This is a genomic window from Streptomyces sp. NPDC101118, from assembly GCF_044759445.1.
Taxonomy (GTDB): Bacteria; Actinomycetota; Actinomycetes; order Streptomycetales; family Streptomycetaceae; genus Streptomyces.
The window spans coordinates 15,318-37,178 of sequence record NZ_JBIVZG010000033.1 but is presented as its reverse complement, the minus strand read 5'-3'; the positions used below and the strand labels follow the sequence as shown (position 1 = coordinate 37,178).

General features: G+C 74.4%; 18 protein-coding genes. 7 read left to right on the top strand and 11 right to left on the bottom strand.

Translation table 11 applies throughout. The features are described 5' to 3' along the window. Positions 1-35: 35 nt before the first annotated feature. From ACIQUQ_RS33635 to ACIQUQ_RS33605, 7 genes are all read right to left on the bottom strand, one after another. Positions 36-1,847, bottom strand: a complete 1,812-nt coding sequence (locus tag ACIQUQ_RS33635; RefSeq protein ID WP_403983682.1) for an ABC transporter ATP-binding protein — start codon at positions 1,845-1,847, stop codon at positions 36-38. Positions 1,848-1,851: 4 nt separating this feature from the next. Continuing rightward, a complete protein-coding gene (locus ACIQUQ_RS33630) occupies positions 1,852-2,268 on the bottom strand; it encodes a lasso peptide biosynthesis B2 protein (RefSeq protein WP_403983680.1) in 417 nt (138 codons plus the stop codon). A gap of 40 nt (positions 2,269-2,308) precedes the next feature. Continuing rightward, entirely contained in the window at positions 2,309-2,566 is a 258-nt protein-coding gene (locus ACIQUQ_RS33625; RefSeq protein ID WP_403983678.1) for a lasso peptide biosynthesis PqqD family chaperone, read from the bottom strand. 5 nt (positions 2,567-2,571) lie between these two features. Next, positions 2,572-4,464 (bottom strand): lasso peptide isopeptide bond-forming cyclase, encoded by a 1,893-nt coding sequence (locus tag ACIQUQ_RS33620; RefSeq protein ID WP_403983676.1) that lies wholly within the window; start codon positions 4,462-4,464, stop codon positions 2,572-2,574. 111 nt (positions 4,465-4,575) lie between these two features. Beyond that, entirely contained in the window at positions 4,576-4,683 is a 108-nt protein-coding gene (locus ACIQUQ_RS33615) for a keywimysin-related RiPP (RefSeq protein ID WP_158939584.1), read from the bottom strand. Between the two features lie 421 nt (positions 4,684-5,104). Next, positions 5,105-6,358 (bottom strand): NAD(P)/FAD-dependent oxidoreductase, encoded by a 1,254-nt coding sequence (locus ACIQUQ_RS33610; protein WP_403983674.1) that lies wholly within the window; start codon positions 6,356-6,358, stop codon positions 5,105-5,107. Between the two features lie 115 nt (positions 6,359-6,473). Further along, positions 6,474-7,925, bottom strand: coding sequence for an MFS transporter (locus ACIQUQ_RS33605; RefSeq protein WP_403983672.1), 1,452 nt, complete (start codon positions 7,923-7,925; stop codon positions 6,474-6,476). Positions 7,926-8,168: 243 nt separating this feature from the next. Here ACIQUQ_RS33605 and ACIQUQ_RS33600 point away from each other — a divergent pair, with 243 nt between their 5' ends. Next, positions 8,169-8,630 (top strand): DIP1984 family protein, encoded by a 462-nt coding sequence (locus ACIQUQ_RS33600; protein ID WP_403983670.1) that lies wholly within the window; start codon positions 8,169-8,171, stop codon positions 8,628-8,630. Positions 8,631-8,955: 325 nt separating this feature from the next. Next, positions 8,956-9,360 (top strand): YidB family protein, encoded by a 405-nt coding sequence (locus ACIQUQ_RS33595; protein WP_403983668.1) that lies wholly within the window; start codon positions 8,956-8,958, stop codon positions 9,358-9,360. A gap of 84 nt (positions 9,361-9,444) precedes the next feature. On the opposite strand, the gene ACIQUQ_RS33590 is transcribed toward ACIQUQ_RS33595, so the two are convergent. The 3 genes from ACIQUQ_RS33590 to ACIQUQ_RS33580 form a co-directional block, all read right to left on the bottom strand. After that, complete coding sequence (locus ACIQUQ_RS33590) at positions 9,445-10,623, bottom strand: cytochrome P450 (RefSeq protein ID WP_403983666.1); 1,179 nt, start codon at positions 10,621-10,623, stop codon at positions 9,445-9,447. After that, a complete protein-coding gene (locus ACIQUQ_RS33585) occupies positions 10,623-11,321 on the bottom strand; it encodes a tRNA-dependent cyclodipeptide synthase (RefSeq protein ID WP_399940734.1) in 699 nt (232 codons plus the stop codon). Before ACIQUQ_RS33585 ends, ACIQUQ_RS33590 begins: the two co-directional genes overlap by 1 nt. 357 nt (positions 11,322-11,678) lie before the next feature. Then, positions 11,679-12,383 (bottom strand): TetR/AcrR family transcriptional regulator, encoded by a 705-nt coding sequence (locus tag ACIQUQ_RS33580; RefSeq protein ID WP_403983664.1) that lies wholly within the window; start codon positions 12,381-12,383, stop codon positions 11,679-11,681. A 118-nt stretch (positions 12,384-12,501) separates the two neighbouring features. Between ACIQUQ_RS33580 and ACIQUQ_RS33575 the strand changes: the two genes are divergently transcribed. Genes ACIQUQ_RS33575 through ACIQUQ_RS33565 form a run of 3 tightly spaced genes read left to right on the top strand, consistent with a single transcriptional unit; the run spans position 12,502 to position 18,461 of the window. Continuing rightward, the gene (locus ACIQUQ_RS33575) at positions 12,502-13,509 is read left to right on the top strand and encodes an SDR family NAD(P)-dependent oxidoreductase (protein ID WP_403983662.1); all 1,008 of its coding nucleotides are present in this window, start codon (positions 12,502-12,504) and stop codon (positions 13,507-13,509) included. Between the two features lie 10 nt (positions 13,510-13,519). Continuing rightward, positions 13,520-16,042 carry a SpoIIE family protein phosphatase gene (locus ACIQUQ_RS33570; protein WP_403983660.1) on the top strand — a complete coding sequence of 841 codons (2,523 nt, stop codon included), beginning with the start codon at positions 13,520-13,522 and terminating at the stop codon, positions 16,040-16,042. After that, positions 16,029-18,461: a SpoIIE family protein phosphatase gene (locus ACIQUQ_RS33565; RefSeq protein WP_403983658.1), complete on the top strand. Its 2,433-nt coding sequence runs from the start codon at positions 16,029-16,031 to the stop codon at positions 18,459-18,461. The genes ACIQUQ_RS33570 and ACIQUQ_RS33565 overlap by 14 nt, the downstream gene beginning before the upstream one ends. Before the next feature lie 52 nt (positions 18,462-18,513). Here ACIQUQ_RS33565 and ACIQUQ_RS33560 read toward each other — a convergent pair whose 3' ends face one another. Then, positions 18,514-19,827 (bottom strand): phytase, encoded by a 1,314-nt coding sequence (locus ACIQUQ_RS33560; RefSeq protein ID WP_403983656.1) that lies wholly within the window; start codon positions 19,825-19,827, stop codon positions 18,514-18,516. 398 nt (positions 19,828-20,225) lie between these two features. On the opposite strand from ACIQUQ_RS33560, the gene ACIQUQ_RS33555 reads away from it, so the two are divergent. Together ACIQUQ_RS33555 and ACIQUQ_RS33550 are read left to right on the top strand one after the other, a co-directional pair. Further along, the gene (locus ACIQUQ_RS33555) at positions 20,226-20,858 is read left to right on the top strand and encodes a hypothetical protein (RefSeq protein WP_403983654.1); all 633 of its coding nucleotides are present in this window, start codon (positions 20,226-20,228) and stop codon (positions 20,856-20,858) included. A gap of 76 nt (positions 20,859-20,934) precedes the next feature. Next, on the top strand, positions 20,935-21,861 hold the full coding sequence (locus tag ACIQUQ_RS33550; protein ID WP_403983652.1) for an AEC family transporter: 927 nt from the start codon (positions 20,935-20,937) through the stop codon (positions 21,859-21,861).

The window sequence follows — 21,861 nt, the reverse complement described above, 5'->3', positions numbered from 1 at the left end:
GGCCGGGCGGTCCTGGCGGGCGAGCACCTCCCGGCTCAGGTGAGGGCCGTTCGGGAGGGGGTGGGGCGGGCGTCGAGGAGTTGGGTGGTGGCCAGTTCGCGGTAGAGCGCGTCCGTGCCGAGGAGTTCGGTGTGGGTGCCCACCGCGCGTACGCGGCCGGCCTCCATCACGACGATGCGGTCGGCCGTGGTGACGGTGGACAGGCGGTGGGCGACGGCGAGGACGGTGATGCGGCCCGCGATGTCGGTGATCGTGTCGCGCAGCGCCGCTTCGCTGGCCGCGTCGAGCTGCGAGGTGGCTTCGTCCAGCAGCAGCAGTCTCGGGCCGCGGAGCAGGGCCCTGGCGATCGCGACGCGCTGGCGCTCGCCGCCCGAAAGCCTGCTGCCGCGGTGGCCGACCTCGGTGTCGAGGCCGTGGGGCAGCCGGTCGGTCAGGCCGTCGAGGCGGACGAGGCGCAGGGCACGCCGGAGTTCCTCGTCCGTGGCGTCGACCGCGCCCAGCGTCAGGTTCTCGCGCAGGGTGCCAGCGAGGACGGGCGTGTCCTGTTCCACGTATCCGATGGCCGCGCGGAGTTCGGCCAGCGGCCACTGCCGCAGGTCCTTCCCGTCCAGCAGTACCTGGCCGGCGTCCGGGTCGTAGAAGCGCTCGATGAGGGAGAAGACCGTGGTCTTGCCCGTGCCGGACGGCCCGACGAACGCGGTCAGGCCTCCGCCGGGGATGCTGAAGGAGACACGGTGGTGGACCCGGGGCAGCCCGGGGCGGTAGGCGAAGCAGACGTCGCGGAAGGCCACGCCGGCGGGCAGCGGTCCGGCTTCCGCGCGGACCGGACCGCCGTCCCGTCCCCGGTGCGCGCCCTCCGCCTCAGGGCTCGCGGCCTCCGGGTTCTCGGCCTCCGGGTTCTCGACGTCCAGGCTCTCGACCTCCCGGATCCGCGCGGCGGCGGCCGAACCGATCTGGAACTGGACGACGCCCTCCACCAGCTGGCCGATCCGGGGTGCGAGCGCGAAGAGGTAGAGGAGGAAGGCGACCAGGGTGGAGACGCCGATGGCACCCGAGGTGACGCGTGCGCCCCCCACTCCCAGCACGACCAGGAAGCAGACCTGGACGACCACCGCAGACAGGGTCGCGGAGACCGCTTCCCAGGCGGCGGCGCGGACACCGGTGCGCCGGGCGTGCTCGGCGGCGACGTGCAGCGCTCGTGCCTCCTGCCGTTCGGCGCCCGACGCCTTGATCGTGCGGAAGGCGCCCAGGGCTCGTTCCAGCGCGGCACCCATGCGGCCGACGGCCTCCTGTGTGTGCCGGGTGGCCCGGCCGATCCGCGGGGCCACGGCAGCGACGGCGATGCCGACGAACGCGATCACGCCGAGCGTGACGCCGAGCAGCACGGCGTCGAGAAGCCCCATCATGACCACCGTCGCCAGGGTGATCAGGGAACCGGTGACCGCGGCCGACACGGCCTGGGGCGCGCTCTGCCGGAGCAGCGCCGTGTCGGAGGTGACGCGGGAGATCAGGTCCCCCGGCTCGGTCCGCTCCACCACCGGGACGCGCAGCGCCAGCAGACGGTCGATCAGCCGGCGCCGGGCGGTGCAGACGACGGACTCGGCGGACCGGTCCAGCAGGTAGTGCCCGAGGCCGGCGAGGATCCCGCCGGCCGCCACCAGCACGCTGAGGACGATCACCGGGCCGTACGCCGGGGCTCCTCGGCCCATGTCGTCCATGACCTGTTTGGCCGCCAGGGGCTGGGCCAGGCCCATGACGCTGCCGAGCAGGCCGAGCAGGACACCTGCCGTCATGCGGCCGCGCTGAGGCCGGAGGTGCCCGAGGAGGGCGAGCGGGGCAGTGGGCACGGGCTCACTCCACCGCGAAGAAGCGCTGGAAGTATCCGGCGGGCGTGCCCTCGCCGACGGGTTCGCCCTCGGCCTCCACCCAGGCGTGCGCGGCGAACGGCGGGCGGGTGCGCACCCCCACGCACCAGGTGGGCCACTGGCCGCGGCAGCGGCACAGGAGCACGGTGGCCAGGGACCGCGGCAGGCAGCCCTTGTGCCCGCCCGCGGCCAGGCTCACGGCGAGCACCGTCTCCCGTGCCGCGGCCGCCTCGGCCTGCGTGGCGGGCCTCGCTCCGCGGCGGAGCCGGGCCAGCACGGCCCGGATCCTCCGGGGCGGCAGGGCGGCCAGCACGTGGGCGCAGCCGATCACGAGGCGTGCTCCGAGGCGGCGGGCCAGGGGGACGGAGCGGGGGCGGTAGGGAACGGCTTCCGGGGTCGACATCTGCACATCCCTTCTCCGGGCGGCCGGCGGCCGGGTCCGGCTACGGGGTGATGAGCCCCGCGGAGCGGAGGTCTTCGACGATGCTCCCGACGTCCCGGGCGGCCACTTCGGCGTCCACGTCCTCGTACCGTTCGACGAGGGCCGCCGCCGCCCGCTCGACTGCATGCCCGTCCAGGAGCTCGCGGAGCACGACGGCCGCCGCGGGGTTGAGGGTCCAGTACTCGGCGCTCTTCTCGTCGAGCAGGGCCATGCCGTACTCGGTCTCGGTCAGCAGCACTCCGGACTTCAGCGTGCACATCGGGCTCACCTTTCGCGTGCCGTAGGGGGGCGCGTCCGGGAGGGTGTCGTCTCCCTGGAGGGTGTCGCCTCCCGGGAGCGCAGCCACACCTCGCACGCCACGGTCGGGTGCAGGAGGTAGCTCTCCGTCTCGGCCGACAGGGCGCGGCGGCACCACTCGCGCAGGACCTCGACGTCGACGAGGCCCAGCCGGGCGAGGCGCGACTCCTCGCACAGGGCCAGCAGTCGGGCACGGTGGCGGCGCAGCCCCACTTCCTCCTCGAACGTGGCGTTGGCCTTGGTGTCGCGCGTGCGGCTGGCCTCGGGAACGATGCCGCGCATGGCTTCGACGATCAGCGGCTTGTACCGCCAGGGAGTGATCCGCTCCTGCGGCCGGATGGCGAGGGCCGCCTCGATCACCCGGTCGTCGTAGTAGGGGGCCGCCACCGTGATGCCCAGCGGCGCGGCCATCTGGCCGATGTGCCGCGTCCACTGGGAGATGCCGTCCATGGCGGCCATCTCGCGGTGCTCCCCGTGCCCGCGGCCGCGGGGCTCCGCCCGGGGGAGGTGGGCGCGGAGCAGCTCGCGCGCCGCGTCCACGGCCTCGGGCGTGGCCCAGGCCGGCATGCGGGGCGGCGCCGACCAGTCGAGCAGCGGTTCGTCCGCCGGGGCCGGGGGCGCGTTCAGGTCGCGGGCGACCCTGCCCAGCCAGGCGCGGTAGGAGCGGCGGTCCAGGAGCTGGCGGAGCACGCGCCGCCGGGACCACTGGTACTTCGCGGAGTATCCGCGCATGTCCCGCATCGCGGTGAGGGGATGGGTGCGCATCAGCGCGTGCAGGCGGGCGGGTGCCCCGGCGAGGAGTTCGTCGCCCCCCAGGCCGGTCAGGTGCAGGTTCGACCCGCGGGCTGCTGCCAGGCCGATGATGTGCATGCGGCGGTTGCGGTCGACGGTGAGGATGCTGGGGGTGTCCAGAAGGTCGTCGAGGGTGTCGATCCCGTCGAACGTCATGGCCAGGTCGGGGGCGGGCACGACGTGGTGCTCGATCGTCCCCAGTGCCCGGGTGGTCCGGCGGGCCCAGTACACGTCGTCGCCGAGTTCGTCGTGGATCGCCGCGGTGTACGCCGCGACCTTCGCGTCCCCGCGGGCGGCGGCGCAGCACACGGCGGTGGAGTCGAGCCCGCCCAGGTCTGCCGTCACCAGTTCGCGCCCGCGCGTGCGCGTGGCGACGGCGGTGGTCAGCGCCTCCCGGAAGCGCACGGCGCCCTCGGTCAGGGGCAGGTGGGGGTCGGGGGGCGACCACCAGCGGGTCTCCGTGGCCCGTCCGTCGGAGTCGAGCGTGAGGAAGTGGCCGCCGGGCTGGGCGTGTACGCCCTTCCACATCGGGGCGCCCGACAGCGGGTGCGGCACGCCCAGGGTGAGCAGTTCGAGGGCGAGCCGGCGTTCGTCGAGTTCGGCGCCGACCAGTTCGGCGAGCACGTCGGCCCGGTCGGAGGCCAGGCTGACGCCGCCGCCCGCCGGGAGGGTGGCATCGGTGAAGAAGACCCGTCTCATGCCGACAACGCCGCCCTGGACCCGGACCCGCCCGCCGCGGCTGGCCACGAGGTGGAGGCTGCCGGCCCACGTGGCGCTGAGGCGGTCGAGTCCCGACAGGGAGGTGCTTTCGGCCGCTTCGGCGGCGTGCCGGGCGGCCTGTGCGGTGACGGAGTGTTCGCCGAGGACGGCGATACGGGTGCCTCCGCACTCGCCCACCGTGATGCCGGAGGGCGCCCAGCGCCCGACCAGCCAGGGGCGCCCGGACGGGTGCCGCAGGTTCTGGTCGGCGTGGGCGAGCGCCTTGGCGGCGACGGCGGCGGCCGCGTCGGTGTCGGGCAGGACGGTGAACCAGGTGGGCAGGGCCTGGAGTGACAGGGAGTCTTCCACGGCTGCGGCCTTCGGTCGGCGGTGTGCGGGAAGTGGGGTGGCCGGGTGGCGGCTGGGGGCCGCCACCCGGTGGCACGGACGCCGTTTCAGCGGCGCGGCCGGGTCCTCACGTCAGAGGAGCTGCTTGCCGCCGAGGACGTCCTTGGGCCCCGTGTTCTTGATCCCGGTCAGCTTGCGGAAGCTGCCGGCCTTGGTGAGGGTGGGGCGCTCATACGTCATGGTCGAACTCCTTTTCGCCTCAGGGGTGATGGGGTGCCTGCGCGCGCGGCGGTTGCCCGGTCCGGAGACCGGTCATCCCGCTCGGCAACGCTACGTAGGGTGACCGGATCATCACAACGGCGCACCGGGGCCGGCAGCAGCACGCCCGCGGCGTGCAAGTCGCCCCACCCGCGCCCGAATCCCGGCACCCGCCCTCGAATGCCCGGGATTGCGGCCACAGAGGCCACCCCCGCAACAGCCGCGGCGTTAAAGCATCTTTTCGGTCCGGCTCGTTCCGGCCGCCCGCCCCTCAGTCTTCGACGGGGCCCGCGCACGCCGCCGGGTCGACGCCCTTCGACGTACGCGACGACGGCACCCTGTCGGACGGCGAGGCCTTCGCCGGGGCCGGGGCCCGCGCGAAGGTCCGTTTCGACAACCTCCGTTACGACGAGGGGCGGCGGGGGCGGAGGTTCGCCGTCGCCGACCTGAGGACGGCCGCCGGGCTGAGGAAGCCGAGGGGGCTGATCAGGCGGGAGGCGAAGAGGTGCATGTGGCGGGCCAGGGAGGGGTCGCGCGTCGCCGCCGAGAACATCAGGCGTTCCATCGGGTTGAACGGACGGGACCTGGCGAAGTCGGCGGCCAGGGACTGGTGGCCGCGCAGCCGGCGGCGGTGGGTCCGGGCGTACGCCGCGAGGGAGCGGTCCAGGTCGCCGCGCCCGGTCGTGGCCGGGGCGACGGCCTCCGCCAGCCACTGGGCGGACTGGAGTGCCCAGCCGCACCCGACTCCCCACAGGGGGTCACAGGTCAGGGCGGCGTCGCCGATGAGCGCGAGGCCCGGTGCGGTCGGCCTGCGGGTGTGCAGCGGGTAGTCGACGGTGCCGATGAACTTCGACACCCGCCGGGCGGAGTCGACCGGCGGGGCCTCGGGCAGGGCGCGGACGAAGGCGTTGAAGCTGCCCTCCAGGTCGTCCCGGAAGGCCGGCAGCCGCCTCTTGTCCGGTACCACCGCGAGGACCGTCACGCCGTCGTCGTTGGGGAAGGCGTACGCCATGTCGGGTTCGAGGAACCAGGTCTGGCCGATCCCGCCGGGCAGCGGGAGGTCGCGGTAGTGCGCGAGGTAGGCGAACCGCGCGTTCTCGTGCTGCCGGGTGGGCACCCCCGCGAGCTTCGCCACGGCCGAGTCCTTGCCGTCGGCGCCGACCACCAGGCGGGCCCGCAGCTCCCGCTCGCCCTGCCGGGTCGAGGCGCGCACGCCCACGGTGCGGCCGGCCTCCCGGACCACCCCGGTCACCCGGTGTCCGAGGAGCAGGTCGACACCGGGGGTCTCGGCGGCACGGGACCTGATCAGCGGGTCGAGGGTGCTGCGCCGTACGTTGTACGCGTACGGCAGCTCGGGGCCGCCCGGCGCGGCCTTAGGCTCGATCCATCCCCAACGGGTGTGCCAGCGGGCCTCGTTGCGGACGGCGCCCGCCTTCTCGAGGTCGGGTACGAGACCCAGCTCGTCCAGCACCGGATGCGCGTTGGCCGTGAGGGAGTGAGTGCAGAGCACCTTGTACGCGCCCGGGTCCGACCGGCGTTCCAGCAGCGCGACGCGGGCCCCCCGCCTGGCGAGCAGGATCGCCGCGGCACTGCCGGCGAGGCCGGCCCCGCTGATCACGACGTCGTACTCGTACACCGTGCTCTCGGGCAGCGTCATGCGCCGATCGTTCCCTTCGTCATGGGCGTGCGATGGGTGGGCAGGCGTGGGGCAGTGCCATGACTTTACGGAACGGTTCCCAATTCAGGTGAGTGGGGCCTTAGTTGATTGCCAGTCAGCTTCCGGTGGAGTGGCCGGTGAGGGTGGCGAGGCGAGCGAGGGACGTGCGGCGCTGGAGGAGGGAGAGGCCCGTGACGACGACACCGAGGGCGAGCCAGCCCGCCGGCCCCGTGGGCATGACGGCCGCGGTGAGGAGGAGGGGGCCGGCGGCCTTCTGGGTGGCCGAGGAGATGCCCGCCACGCCGAGGTACGAGGCCTTCCCCTCGCTCGGGGCGAGGGACACGGCCAGCTCCCATGACGACACCGAGCGCACCAGCTCCGCGGCGGTGACCAGGACCGCGGCCGCCAGCAGGGTCGCGGAGGCCGTCCAGGGGCCGTGGGCCGGGGTGAGGGCGACGAGGGCGCAGGCGCCGAGCAGGAACAGCCCGTACCAGGCGACGGACCTGGCCGCCTGGCGCGGCCGCTCGACCTTCGCGGACACGGGGAGCTGGAGGACGACGACCAGCACGGTGTTGAGGAAGAGGAAGGCCGGGACCAGGGCGTGGGGGGCGTCGGTGTGGTGCACGAGCCACAGCGGGAGGCCGACGGACAGGATCGCGTCGTCCAGGCAGAGCGGGATGTCCAGGAGGACGAAGCGCAGGTAGCCGCGGTCCCGCCAGGGGTTCGCGGCCACTGCCGCGGGACCTGCGGGGGCGGCCGCCGCTGCGGCGTGCGCAGGTCCGGCCGCGGCCTCCCCCGAGGGGCCGGGGGGCGCGGCGGCCGGGGGTCCGGCCGTGTGCCCGGCCGGGGGTTCCGCCGTGCGCAGCACCTGGGGTTCCGCCGTGCGCCAGGTCAGGGCTGCCGCCAGCAGGAACGACAGGACGTTGGCCAGGATGAGGAGTTCGTACGCGTCCCTGGTGCCCACGGCGAGGCCCGCGGCGGCGAGGCCCGCGCCGATGGCGTAGCCCGCGTTGGCCGCGCTCCGCGACAGCGCCTGGTAGGTGGCGCGCCGCTCGCCCGCCACCCGGGTGGCGAAGAGCATCTCCAGGGTCTTCGCCGCGCGGTCGCCGAGGAACGTGAGGGCGACGATCAGCAGCAGCGCCTCGAAACGGGTGACGACCAGCAGCGCGAGGAGGGCCGCCAGCCGCAGCAGGTGACAGGCGATCAGGAGCGGTCGTACGGCGAAGCGTTCGGCCAGGTGGCCGGCGATCGGCGAGCCCACGATGCCGGCGACCGCGCCGGCGCCGAGCATCAGGCCGAGCCGGCCGGCGTCGAGGCCGATGACGAAGGTGAAGAACAGGACCATGGAGGCGGCCCAGACGCCGGTTCCGGTGCGGTCCAGGAGCTGGGCGAACAGCATGATCCGGGCGTCGCGGCCGCCGGGCGGGCGGCGGAGCTGCGCGATCAGGCCGCCGCCGGGGGCTCCTTCGCGTACGGCCCCCTCGCGGCCTGCGGCGTCGGCCGCCGCCCCGTCGGCCGGCGCCCCGCCTGGCGTCGGCCCGCCTGACGTCGGCCCTGCTGCCGGCACGCCGTCCGACTGCCGCCCCGTCCCGTCTCCCGCGAGCCCCGTCGGAGCCGTCCCCCCTGTGCCGTTCCGTCCCATGCCGGGCTTCCTCCGTGTTCCCCGTAGAGGTATCTCGATGTCGAGATACCTGCGCCAGGGTGCCCGCCCACGAATCTCGACGTCAAGATATTTCCGCCGCGCGGCTCCCCCGCCGCCCCCGCGGACCAGGCATAATGCGGTCCTGATCCACGCACAGGGGGACGGACCATGAAGCTTGCCGAAGCACTGGCACTGCGGGCGGACGCGGCGCGCCGGGTGGAGCAGCTGCGCTCCCGCGTGGTCGGCAACGCGCGCCACCAGGAGGGCGAGACGCCCGTCGAGGACGCCGCGGCCCTGCTCGCCGAGGCCGGGGAGACGCTGGACGGCCTGGAGTCCCTGATCCGGCGCATCAACCGGACCAACGCACAGGCCGTCATCGACGGCGGCGGCACGCTCACCGACGCGCTCGCGCGCCGCGACGTCCTGCGGCTGCGCCACTCCGTGCTCACCTCGGCGGCCGACGCGGCCGCCGGGCCCGCCGCCGGCCGGCAGATGCGCTCCGAGCTGCGGATGTTCTCCGCGCTCCCGGTCAGGGAACTGCGGGCGCAGGCCGACCTGGTGGCCAAGGAGATCCGCGAGGTCGACGTGCTGATCCAGCGCTCCAACTGGGAGGTCGACCTGCTGGACTGACCTTCACCCGGGTGTGGAGCAGGTAGTCGTCACGGAGGCGTGCACAAGCCGAGGACCGGCGGTCAATCCGGTCCTGCGGTGCGCGGAGAGCAGCGCGGGGGTTCGAGTCCCCGGGTAACGGTGCAGCTCAGCACGGCGCACAGGTAACGGCGCACGGCGCACGGTTCACCACCATGTGCAGATCCGCGACGACGAGGGCGGGTTCGGGGAACCTCCACACCCCGGTACGGGTGAACGTCGCGCGCCGGGCCGCGCGCCGGGGTGCCGCGCTCGCGGGCGCCGACCAACGTAGGGGGCTCCGGGTATTCGACGAAAGGCGGCCGGCATGGGCGACGATCTGGGCAGTCTGCTGGGCGGGCTGCTCGGCGGTGGTTCCGGCAAGGGCGGCGACCTGCTGGGCGCCCTGCTGACCTCGCTGGGCGGGGCCGGTACGCACGGGGCGGGCAGCAACCCGCTGGGCGCGCTCATCGACACCCTGAAGGAGGGCGGTCTGGGCGCGAAGGCCGACTCCTGGGTGGGCACGGGCGGCAACCAGGAGGTCAGCGGGCCCGAGGTCGCGCAGGCCCTGCCGTACCAGGCCCTGGACCACGTGGCCGGGCAGGCGGGCGTCACCCCCGAGGAGGCCGCGGACCGACTGGCCGAGGTGCTGCCGACGGCGGTGGACCGGCTGACCCCCGACGGCTCGGTGCCGGAGGGCTCGCTGGAGGACCTGATCCGGCAGCGGATGTGAGGGGGGCGGGCTCCGTGCCGGCGCCGGAGCCCGCCCCCCCCTTTCGACCAGTCCCCTGGTCTACTGGTCCCTAGTCAGCGGGGACTACCACATCACGGGCAGGCGCTCCGGGAGCCGCTTCATGAAGCCGGTGCGCCAGACGAGCTGCTCGACCGGCACGGCCAGGCGGATCCGCGGCATGGCCTCCAGCAGGGCGGTCAGCGCGATCTCCGCGTGCTTCTTGCCGAGGGCGGTGGCCGGGCAGTAGTGCGAGCCGCCGCCGAAGGAGAAGTGGGCGGAGGAGTTCTCGCGGTGGAAGTCGAGCTTGTGCGGCTGCGGGAAGACCTTCGGGTCGAAGTTCGCTCCCTCGGGCAGGACGAGGATCAGCTCGCCCTTGCGCACTTCCTGGCCGCCGAGGACGGCGTCCTCCATGACCAGGCGGGGCAGGCCGTCGCCGATGGACAGGTTGATCCGCAGGAGTTCGTCCACCGCCTTCGGCATGAGCTCCGGGTCGGCGGCGAGCTGGTCGAGCTCCTCGGGGTGGGTGAGGAGGGTGACCAGCGCCATCGCGAGGAACCCGGCGGTGGAGATGACGCCGGCGCCGAAGAGCGTGACGCCGACGGTCGCGAACATCTCGTCCGAGACGTGCGCGTACTCCTCGGTGCCGCGCAGCTTGGCGAGGTCGCCGATGAGGCCGCCCTCGGTGTCCTTCAGGCGCTCCTTCATGTACGCGATGTCCCGGTCCCAGTTGAGGCGCGCGGCCGGGATCTCGGTGGCGGAGTTCATGAACGCGATCGGCAGGGACTCGGCCAGGAGCGGGGTGTCCTCCAGCGGGATGCCCAGCAGGTAGCTGTGCATGGCCTCGCTGAAGGGGTCGGTGAACATCGAGCGGACGTCCACCGGCGCGCCGTGCTTGAGCATCCGCTCGACCAGCTCGGCGGCGTGGTCGCGCATCCACTCCTGCAGGCCCGGGGACTTGGGGTTGATGGCCTTCATCACGGCCTTGCGGAGCCCGGCTCCGGTGATGTTGCCCATGTTGTTGACCACCTCCGGCGGGATGGTCAGCGCGTACTGGCGCGGCACACCCGGGTCGGAGGTGTTCTTGAGGCTGAAGTTGTCGTCCTCCAGCACCTGCTTGACCAGCTCGTAGGAGGAGACCAGCCAGGCCTCGGCCCCGGCGATGGTACGCACCTTCGTGATCGGCGCGAGCTCGGCGACCTCCGTCGGGAGCTGGGTCCCGTCCCAGGTGAACGGGAAGTCCAGGATCGTCTCGGCGGCGGACATCAGTGGTCTCCTTCAGCGGGGGTGACGATGGCGTGGCCCTGGTTGCGGGAGGCCCGCACACCGGCGCCGCGCGCGTAGAGCAGGTCCGCCATCGGAAGGGCGGCGTGGTAGCAGTTCAGGGAGGACTGCACGCCGAGGATGGCGGGGGTGTCGAGGAAGAGCGGGGCCTCGGCGCACACGTAGTCGATGCAGACCTGGCGCTGCCGTGCGGTCGGGGCCCTGCCGTCGAGGACCTTCGAGGACAGGAAGATGTCGACCAGGGCGTTGCAGGTCTCGCGGAACGCCGGGTCGCTGTCGAGGCGGCCGATCAGCTCCGCGTGCATCCGCCGGTACTCGGGGATGTCGCGCAGCGCCGACATGGGCCGGCCGCGGAGGCGTTCACCGCTCGGGTCGTTGTCGGCGACGGCGGCGGTGACCTTGGCGCGAACGCCGCGGAGGTTCTTCACGGCCTTGCGGCGCGCTTCGTCCTCCGGATAGCCGAGTGCCTCGTACATCTCGGCCACGTGCAAGTCCGTATATATCAGGTCGACTTGCGCGAAATTGTCGAGTCCCCAGCGAGCGAGATCCTGAACCCGCTGGTGGGAGAAGTAGGAGTTTCCGGGGCTGATGCCGATCACCGCGTGTTCGCCTTCGTCGGCGATGACCTGGCAGTGCGGGGTGTAGGGCTGAACCTGGAACGCAACTGTCGTTGTCGTCATGGATGTTGCCGCATCCTTGACGCCGCGATTCCCCGTGCGGGCTCCTTGCCCAGGGTGCGGCGACGTCCGCACAGAACCTACTGACGATCTTCGCTGCGACAACACAAGTAACCAAATGTACATCTGATGTTCACTTTGCGTGGCCGAAACTGGCCCATCGCGCAAGGGAGTTCCGGTCGTCCGACCGGGGCCACCTCGACGATGTGGCAGCGGGGCCGCCGAGTTGACCCCGGGGCCCCGGCGCACGATCGGCCATGGCTGAAAATGATCGGGCCGTCCCATGCCCCCCGCGCACCTCCGGAACCCCGCGCGCCCCAGAGGCACCGCAGGTCACGACCCTGGGAGGCGGCCGCCGGATCACGCCGGGCGCAGGCCGCGGAGGGCGGTTTCGACGACGCGGTCGGCGTACTCGGCGGTGAGCGGACCGCCGCGCTGGAGCCAGCGGTTGGTCAGTGGGCCCCAGATCAGGTCCACGGCGACGTCGAGGTCCACGTCGCCGGCGAGCTGGCCCGCCGCCCGGGCGGCCAGCAGGCGGCCGCGCTTCATCGCGTGCAGCGGCGCCTGCAGCCGCTCGGCGTACGCGTCCGCCAGCGCCGGGTCGTTGATGACCTCGGTGGTGAGCGCGCGCAGCACGCCGTCGAAGGCCGGGTCGGCCAGTTCGGCGGCGGTGGCGCGCAGCACCGTCTTCAGGTCGGCCTCCAGGTCCCCGGTGTCGGGCAGCCCGGGCGCGGCCTCCGCGGCCGCTCCCCCCTCGACCGCCGCCGCGCCGGCCACTCCCCCGCCCGCCTCGCCCTCGGCACCTTCCCCGCCCGCACCCTCGGCGCCGCTCAGCATCAGCACCGCGTCGAGGAGCACGGCACCCTTGGAGGGCCACCAGCGGTAGATGGTCTGCTTGCCGACGCCGGCCCGGGCGGCGATGGCCTCGATGCCGAGCTTCGCGTACCCGACCTCGCCGGCGAGTTCGACGGCGGCGGTGAGGATGGCGCGCCGGGAGGCCTCGCTGCGGCGCGCGGCGCTGGGGGCGCTCTTCGCGCCGCCCGCGGGGTTCTTCACTGGGGTCATGGCCGCACCTTAACAAAGAGACGAGACGGTCCGTCTTGACAGCGGGGCCGGCGCGGGCGATAGTCGGGACTTCGAAGCGAGACGGACCGTCTCGTCTCACCAATTGCGAGGAGACCGCATGACCCGCGCCACCGCCCCCGTCAGCACCCCCGTCAGCACCCCTGCCGCTCCCCGCGTCTGGTTCGTCACCGGCGCCAGCCGCGGCCTGGGCCGGGCCTTCGCCGAGGCCGCCCTCGCCGCGGGCGACTCCGTCGCCGCACTCGCCCGCACCACCTCCGCGCTCGACGAGCTCGCCACCGCCCACCCGGGCCGGGTACGGGTCCTCACCGCGGACGTCACCGACCGCGCGGCGGTGTTCGCCGCGGTCGCCGACGCCGTCGGCCACTTCGGGCACCTCGACGTGGTCGTCAACAACGCCGGCACCCTGTCGATGGGCATGACCGAGGAGTTCACCGAGGCCGAGGCCCGCGCCCAGATGGAGGTGAACTTCTTCGGCGCCCTGTGGGTCTGCCAGGCCGTCATGCCACACCTGCGGAAGCGCGGGGCGGGCCACATCGTCCAGATCTCCAGCATCGGCGGCGTCGCCGCCTTCCCGGCCACCGGGCTCTACAGCGCGAGCAAGTTCGCCCTGGAGGGCATGAGCGAGGCCCTGGCCATGGAGGCGGCCCCGTTCGGCGTCAAGGTGAGCATCGTCCAGCCCGGCGGCTACTGGACCGATCTCTACACCTCGATGCACGCTGCCGCGCCGCTGGACGCGTACGCCCCCCTGCGCGCCGAACTGGAGGCCCAGTGGGCCGAAGGGTCCGTCGACAGCGAGCCCCGCCTCGCCGCCGACGCCGTGCTCGCGCTGGTCGGCGCCGAGGAGCCGCCGCTGCGGCTGCTGCTCGGCTCCATGGTGTACGACCTGGCCTTCGACGTGGCCCGGCGGCGGATGGACACCTGGGCCGCCTGGGAGGAGACCAGCCGCGCCGCGGAGCGGGCCGTGCCCATGCCGGTACCGGCGGCCGCGGAGCCCGCGCACGGGCCGGCCGGACCCGCGCCCGCACCGGCACCCGCACCGGCCGGGCAGGCTCCCGTACCGGCCGGGCCCGGCACCGCGCTGCCCGCCGCCGGCGGCCGCGCGTGACCCGCGCGAGATGCGCGGGGCGCCGGATCGGGAGCATGCTGTCTGTGTGAACGGACGGGCTCCGGACGGACTGGCCCTGGTGCTCGCCCATGCCGTCGTGGGCGCGATCGAGTCCGTGGGCGGGTACGCCGGCGGCGTGTACCTGCGGTCGGGGACGGCAGAGCTCCTCAGGCTGGCGGTGCTCGCCGGCCTGCCCGGACCGCTCTTCCGGCCCTGGTGGCGGATGCACATGAACCGCCCGTTCCCCGTCGCGGAGGCCCACCGCTCCGGCATGCCGGTCCACCTCGCCGACGCCGAGGAGGCCATGCGCCGGTTCCCGCAGCTGATGGCGGGGCTGCCGTACCCCTTCGGCTCGCTCTTCGAGCCGGTCACCGCCCGCGGCGAGAAGTACGGCGTCCTGATGGTGCTCCGCCCCGCGACCCCCGGCACCCCCGTCAGCCATGCCCACCGGCGCCGCCTGCACCGGGCCGCCGACCGGCTCGGCGCCGCCCTCGCGGCCCTGGCCGACGAGGGAGGGAGCGTGGAGTGGGAGGCCGAGCCCGTCACCGTCCAGCCCCCCGGCAGCCCCGCCCCGCCCGCCCGCGTCGGCCGCTTCGCCTGGGACCCGGCCACCGACGAGGTCACCCCCGACCCCGAGCTCCGCGCCGACCTGGCCCGCGGCGCCGGCCGGAGCCGCCGCGACCGTCCCACCCCCGGGCGCTTCCCCGGCACCGTCGACGCGCTCACCGAGGGCTGGGCGCCCGAGGACGCCTACGGTCTCCGGGTGGCCGCCCGCCGGCTGGCCGAGGCCCCGGGCGAGGGATCCCGCCGCATCCGGCTCCGCGGCCCCCGGGGCGGCATGCGGCTGCTGGAACTCTCCGCCCCCGAGGCCCCCGGCGCCCCCCTGACCGGCGTGCTCCTCGACCTGCACGGCGGCCCCGTCGCCGGCGAGGCCACCGACCGGCTGCCGCAGGCCCTGCTCTGCCTCGACCGGCTCGGCCGGGTCGGCTACGTCAACGACAGCGCCGAGGCCCTGCTCGGCCGCGCCCGCGAGGAGCTGACCGGCGAGGTGCTGTGGGAGGCGCTGCCCTGGTTCGCCAACCCCGCGTACGAGGACTTCTTCCGCGCCGTCTTCCTCTCGCACGACCCGGTCAACTTCCTGGCCCGCCGCGGCACCGCCGAATGGGTCTCCGTCTCGCTGCACCCCTCCCCCGGCGGGGTGACCGTCCTGCTGTCCGCCGCCGAGCACCCCGCGTACGCGCCCGGCTCCGTGGTCAGCCCCGGCAGCGGCCTCGGCTCCCCCGCCGACCGGGCCGCGGCGCTGTACCGGCCGGTGGCCCTGGCCATCGCCCTCACCGAGGCCATCACCGCCCGCCAGGTCTCCGCCGTGGTCACCGAGGAGCTGCTGCCCGCCTTCGGCGGCCGCCAGCTGGCCATCTACCTCCTCAACGAGCGGCACCTGTACCTCGCCTGGGAGACCGGCTTCCCGCAGGGCTTCCTCGACCGCTTCGACGGGGTCGCGCTCGACACCCGCCTGCCGGGCGTGGAGACGCTCACCACCGGCCGGCCGCTGTTCTTCGAGTCGATGGAGCACCTCGCGGCCGCCTACCCGGGCATCCCGCTGGACTCGCACGTCGGCGCCCGCGCCTTCCTGCCGCTGATCGCCTCCGGCCGCCCGGTCGGCTCCTGCATCCTCGGCTTCGACAAGCCGCGCGGCTTCAGCCCCGAGGAGCGGACCGTGCTCACCGCCCTCGCCGGACTGATCGCCCAGGCCCTCCAGCGCGCCCAGCGGTACGACACCGAGTCGGCCGTCGCCCGCGGGCTCCAGGACGCGCTGCTGCCGCACCGGCTGCCCGTACGGCCCAACGTCGACACCGTCGGCCGCTACCTGCCCGGCACCCAGGGCATGGACGTCGGCGGCGACTGGTACGACGTCATCGAGACCGACAACGGCCTGCTGGCCCTGGTCATCGGGGACGTCCAGGGCCACGGCGTGAACGCGGCCGCGACCATGGGCCAGCTGCGCAGCGCCGTACGGGCCTTCTCCCTCAGCGGGCACGACCCGCGCGAGGTGATGAGCGGCACCAACCGGCTGCTGATCGACCTCGACCCGGGCCAGTTCGCCAGCTGCCTGTACGTGGTCCTCGACCCCTCCGACGGGCGCGCCCAGGCGGTCAGGGCCGGCCACCCCCAGCCGCTGGTCCGCCACCCCGACGGCATCACCGAGGAACTCGATCTGCCGGGCGGCGTGGTGCTCGGCATCGACATGGCGGCCGAATACCCGATGACCGAGCTGCGCCTCGAACCCGGCGCGGTCCTGGCCCTGTTCACCGACGGCCTGGTCGAACAGCCCGGCACCGACATCGACCTCGGCATCGAACGCCTGCGCCGCGCCCTCGCCGAGGCCGGCCAGGACTCCCTCGCCGCCACCGCGGACCGGCTCATCGGCGAGGCAGGCCAGGTCGACGACCGGCCCGACGACATCGCCCTGCTGCTCGCCGCCCGCCGGGAGGACGCCGGGACCGGGGGAGGTGACCGCAGTGGACGCCCCTGACCGCGACCCGGCCAGGTACGGGCGCGACGAGGACCCGCGCGGCCCGCTGGACGTCTCCCGCGCCGCCACCGCCGTGATCGACGCCGGCGGCACCGTCCTGGGCTGGAGCGCGGCGGCCGAGGAGCTGCTCGGCTACACCCCCGCCGAGGTGCTCGGCCGGCCCGTGGCCCGGTACGTCGCCCAGGAGGCCGGCGCTCCCGTGCCCCTGGACGCCCTGCCCGGCCGCGCCCGGCGGACCGCCGTGCTGCGCCACCGCGACGGCCACACCGTCCGGGTCAGCCTCGCCGTGCTGCCGCTCAACACCGAGGACGCGGCCCCCGCCCGGCTGATGGCGATGGCCGACGCCGACGAGAGCGAACAGTGGGAGGCGCTCCAGTCGATGCTGCGCGGCCTGGTCACCCAGTCCCCCGTCGGCCTCGCCATCTACGACACCGCGCTGAAGGTGGTCTGGACGAACCAGGCGCTGTGCGTGGAGATGGGCAACTCGCAGTACGTCGGCCAGGGCCCGGACGAGATGGTGGGCGACGGCCACGTCCTCACCCCAAACAGTCCGCCCACCCTCACCGAGACGCTGCGCGGAGTGCTGGAGTCCGGGCGGCCCGTGATCGACCTGCACTACCGCGGCCGCGCCCCGGTGGACCCGGACCGCGAACGCGTCTGGTCCTGCTCCTACTACCGCCTCCAGGACGCCGCCGGCACCCCCCTCGGCGTCTGCGAGGAGTCGGTGGACATCACCGAGCGGTACCTCGCCCAGCAGCGGCTCGACCTGCTGGTCCGGGCCGGGGGCAGCGTCGGCGTCAGCCTCGACATGGAGCGCACCGCGCGGGAGCTCGCGGCCGTGGCCGTGCCGAGCTTCGCGGACGACCTCGTGGTGGACCTGCTGGCCGAGGTGCTGGAGGGCGACCGGCCCACGCCCGGCGCCACGCCCCACGGGCCGCTGGTCCGGGTGGGTGCGGGCGAGGAGCCGCAGCGGATCGCCCTGCTCCCGGACGGTCCGCAGGCCCGGGCGCTGGCCACCGGCCTGCCGGTCCGCGAGGACGGCGTGGCGGACGGCGCGGACGGCGCCGCCGGGGGCGGGCGGGCGCGGCTGACGGTGCCGCTGCGCGCCGAGGCGAGCGTGCTCGGGGTGGTCACCTTCACGTGGGAGCACCGCGTGAACGCCTTCGACCCCGGAGAACTGGCCGTCGCCGAGGAGCTGGTGGCCCGGGTCGCGGTGTGCGTCGACAACGCCCGCCGCTACACCCGCGAGCACACCGCCGCCCTGATGCTCCAGCGCAGCCTGCTGCCGCGGATCCTGCCCCGGCTGACGGCGGTGGAGCTGGCCTACCGCTACCTGCCGGCGGACAGCAAGGCCGGGGTGGGCGGCGACTGGTTCGACGTGATCGCCCTGTCCGGCACCCGGGTCGGGCTGGTGGTCGGCGACGTGGTGGGGCACGGGCTGCGGGCCGCGGCGACCATGGGCCGCCTGCGGACGAGCGTACGGGCGCTGGCGCGGCTGGACCTGGCCCCCGACGAACTGCTCTCCCGGCTGGACGACCTGGTGGCGCAGGCCGCCAACGAGCGGGCCGCGGTGCTGATCGACGGCGAGTCCGTGCCCGACGACGAGGCCCTGGGCGTCACCTGCCTGTACGCGGTGTACGACCCGGTGGCCGGGACCTGCTCGATGGCCCGGGCCGGGCACCCGCTGCCGGCGGTGGTGGACCCGGCGACCGGGGCCGTCAGGTTCCCCGACCTGCCGGCCGGACCACCGCTCGGCCTGGGCGGGCTTCCCTTCGAGTCGGCCGAACTCCAGCTGCCGCGCGGCTCGTTGCTGGCCCTGTTCACCGACGGCCTGGTGCGGGGGCGGGACCGGGACGTGGACGTGCAGCTCGACGCGCTGCGCAGGGTGCTGGCCGGCCACGGGCGGCCGCTGGACGAGCTGTGCGACGAGACGGTGGCCACGCTGCTGCCCCGCCCGGTGGACGACGACGCGGCGCTGCTGCTGGTCCGTACGCACACCCTCGGCTCGCACCAGGTGGCCGTGTGGGAGCTGGAGCCCGACCCGCGCTCGGTGGGCCGGGCCCGGGCGCTGGCCGTCCGGCAGGTCTCCGAATGGGGCCTGGACGACCTCGCGTTCACCACCGAGCTGGTGGTCAGCGAGCTCGTCACGAACGCGGTGCGGTACGCCGCGTCGGGCCCGGTGCAGCTGCGGCTGATCCGGGACCAGACGCTGATCTGCGAGGTGTCGGACACCGGCCACACCTCGCCGCACCTGCGGCGCGCGTCGGGCGACGACGAGGGCGGCCGGGGCCTGTTCCTGATCGCCCAGATGACCCAGCAGTGGGGCACCCGGTACACCTCGTCGGGCAAGACCATCTGGGCGGAACAGGCGCTGCCGCTCGTCAAGACGCCCTCGGTGCGGAGGCCCTGGCCGCGGTAGGCGCGCCGTCCCGCCCCGCCGGCCGGCGGGGCGGGGGCGCGGCCGGGGCGGGTCAGCGGCGGACGGCGTCCAGCACGGTGCCGAGGTCCACGAACTTGAAGCCGGTGGCCTCGCGGCCGGCCGGGGCCGGGGTGGACCGGCCGTCCTGGACGACGAGGAGTCCGCGCGGGTAGCGGCGGCCGAGGGGGCCGGTGAAGGCGGCGGCGCCGTCGCAGACCTCGGAACCGTCGAGCACGGAGTTGCGGGCGCCGATGCGGAAGCCGCCGCGGTAGGCGTTGCGGTCGGCGACGTCCCGGTCGTACAGGGCGAAGGTGTCGTCGCCCTGGCTGGAAGCCAACAGGTAGCCGTGGCCGCCGCGGCGGACCAGGGTCAGGCCCTCGACGTCGGCGGTGAGGTGCTTGCCGCCGTAGCCGGGGTCGGCGCCGGGCGTGCACTCCTCGGTGTCCTCGTCGTACGTGGCCGGCACGCCGTACTCGCGCACCTTGTCGATCAGCTTCGGGGTGCCCCTGAGGTCGGCGCTGATGCGCCAGATGCCCACGTCCTCCTGGCCCGCGTAGAGCACGCCGTTCAGCGGGTCCACCACCATGCCCTCGACCTGCGGCAGTTCACCGGGCTCGCCGCAGGGGCGCCAGGTCCTGCCGTTGGGGAGCCGGAAGGAGGAGGGCAGGTCCAGGGTGCGGACGGTGCGGTAGGTGACGGTGCCGGTGGCGGTGGGGCGCAGCTCCAGGAGGGCGACGCGGGTCCGCTCGCGGCGGCTGACCAGGGCGTACGAGCGGCCGGTGCGCGGGTCGGTCCAGGTGGCCAGGCCGTAGACGGTGCGCTGGTCGTTGATCTGGTCCTGGTCGCGGTTGAAGACCGGCGGGACGGCGCCGTCGGTGACGTCGACGAGCGGGCCGCCGCGGTGGCCGGGGGCGATGCGGTGGAACCGGAGGCGGTCGTTGCCGCGGTCGGTGGTGACGGCCAGGTCGGCGCGGCCGGTGGACAGGCGCAGGCCGTGCACCAGGTCGACGTTGTTGAAGCGGCCGGGGGCGTCGTCGGGCCGTCCGGTGGAGGGCGGGGTGACCTTCTGGACGGTGCGGGCGTCGAGGTCGTAGACGCGCAGGCCGCCCTCCTTGGCGGTGGCGATGACCAGGCTGCGGTCCGGGTCGGCCGGGTTGCGCCAGATCGCCGGGTCGTCGGCGTTGGCGTTGCCGCCGGCCTCGTCGTCGTACAGCGTCGCGGTCTCGGCGCGGGCGGTCACGACGGGGAGGGCGCGGGCGGCGTCGGCCGGGCCGGGCTGGGCCTGGGCGGGGACGACGGCGGCGAGCACGGCCAGGGCCGCGGTGAGGACGAGGGCCGCCGTACGGACGGGACGGGGCTTGGTCATGAGGGGGTCTCCCGACTGTCAGGAACACGCAGATCGGGCGAGAGAATCGAACGGGGAGGCGGCGGGCGGGCCTACGCGGTCCGGCCGGGGACCGTCCGCGTGGTGAACACCCGGGGCGGTGTGCCGGGGCGGGCGTACGCGCGCGGGGCATGCCCGGGGCCTGCGCGGGGGTCCGGTCCGGGACCTCCGCCGGGTCCCGTCCGTGGCCTCCGCCGGGTCCCGCGCCGGGCCCTCGAATGTCCCCGCGGCCTCCGGGAGTTCCCTGATCGGCAACAACGCGATCGCGGATCCGTGACGAACGGGCGGACGGCGTTACCCTGCGGGATCCGGCCACGCTACCTTCCTCCCCGAGGTTCAACGGCTGCCGGTGGCGGCACCTCGCGCAGGGGAGAAGTGACATGAAGCGGAGCGGTCGGAGAGCGGCGTTCGCGACGGCGGCACTGTGCGGTGCGCTGGTGCTGACCGGATGCAAGGGCGACGGGGACGCCGCCGGGGCGCCGAAGGCCCCGGCGCCCGGAAAGCCCGCCGCCTCCGCGCCCGCGGCGCCCGCCGGTACGGCGAGCGCCACCCCCGACGCGAAGCCGACCGCCGACGGCAAGCCGGCCGCGACGACCGCACCGCCGAAGGCCCCGGCCGGAAAGCCGAAGGCGCCCGCCACGGCCAAGCCGGGGGCGACCCCGTCCTGCGACCACAAGATGCCGATCTCCCCGGACGAGATCGCGGTGTACCGGTACACGCCCGAGGGCGGGTTCCTGAGCCTGATCGTGCGGCACGGCAACTGGGGCTGCGGGACGCCGGACTCGGACGGGGCGCCGTTCGAGACGGTGGGGGTCGAGACCTTCATCCCGCTCGACCAGGCCGCGTCCATCACGGTGGTCACCCCGATCGTGGAGTCCACCGAGAACCAGAAGATCGGCGTCCAGGAATTCCTCGACTGGCTGGAGGCGCACCCGGACTCGGGCCTGGTCTTCAGGTACAGCCTGGGCAAGGACGGCGCGATCCACCAGCTGGACCAGGTCTTCACCCCCTGACCCGGGGGACCTCCGAAAAGCACCGTGGCGGGACCTGCCCACCGGGTTCCGCCACGGGTGATCAATACTGGGCGCCGTGACGGGGACGGTGCTCGCGGGATTTCTGCCGATCTGGTCCATCACCGCCGTGGGGTGGGCGGCCGGGCGCTTCGACGTCCTCGGGCCGCACGCGCAGGGGGTGCTGGGCCGGTTCGCGTTCACCTTCGCCATGCCGGCGCTGCTGTTCCTGACGATGTCCAGGTCCCGGGTCGGCGACCTGTTCCAGCCCGGGGTGCTCGTCTTCGCGCTCAGCCTGCTCGCCGTGTTCGCGGTGGGACTGGTGCTCGGGCACCGGGTGTTCCGGCGCGGGCCCGGCGAGCGGACGATCGGGGCGATGGCCGCCGCGTACGTGAACTCGGCGAACCTCGGCATCCCGGTGGCCGTGCACGTACTGAAGGACACCTCGTTCCTGGTGGCGGCCGCGCTCTTCCAGACCCTGCTGATCACTCCGCTGATCCTCACGCTGATCGACCTCGGGACCCGGCGCGGGACGCGGGAGCGCTGGCTGGCCCTGTTGAAACTGCCGTTCCGGAACCCGGTCGTGGCGGCCTCGGGGTGCGGGCTGGCGGTGGCGGCGCTGGGCCGTCCGCTGCCGCACGAGGTGACCGAACCGCTGCAGCTGCTGGGCGGGGCGGCCGTGCCGGCGGCGCTGTTCGCCCTCGGGATGTCCCTGCACGCCCGGGTGCGGCCGGACGCCGGGGGCCGGGCCGAACGGGGGGTGCTGGTCACGCTGAAGGTGGTGGGGCAGCCGCTCCTCGCGTACGCACTGGGGCGCTGGGCGTTCGGGCTCGGCGGGCACGCGCTGCTGTCGGTGGTGCTGGTGGCCGGGCTGCCGACGGCCCAGAACGCCTTCCTCTTCGCCTCCGAGTACCGGCTGGACACCGATCTGGCCAGGGACACCGTCCTGCTGTCCACGCTCTGCTCGATGGTGTCCCTGTCGGCGATCGCCTGGCTGCTGGCCTGA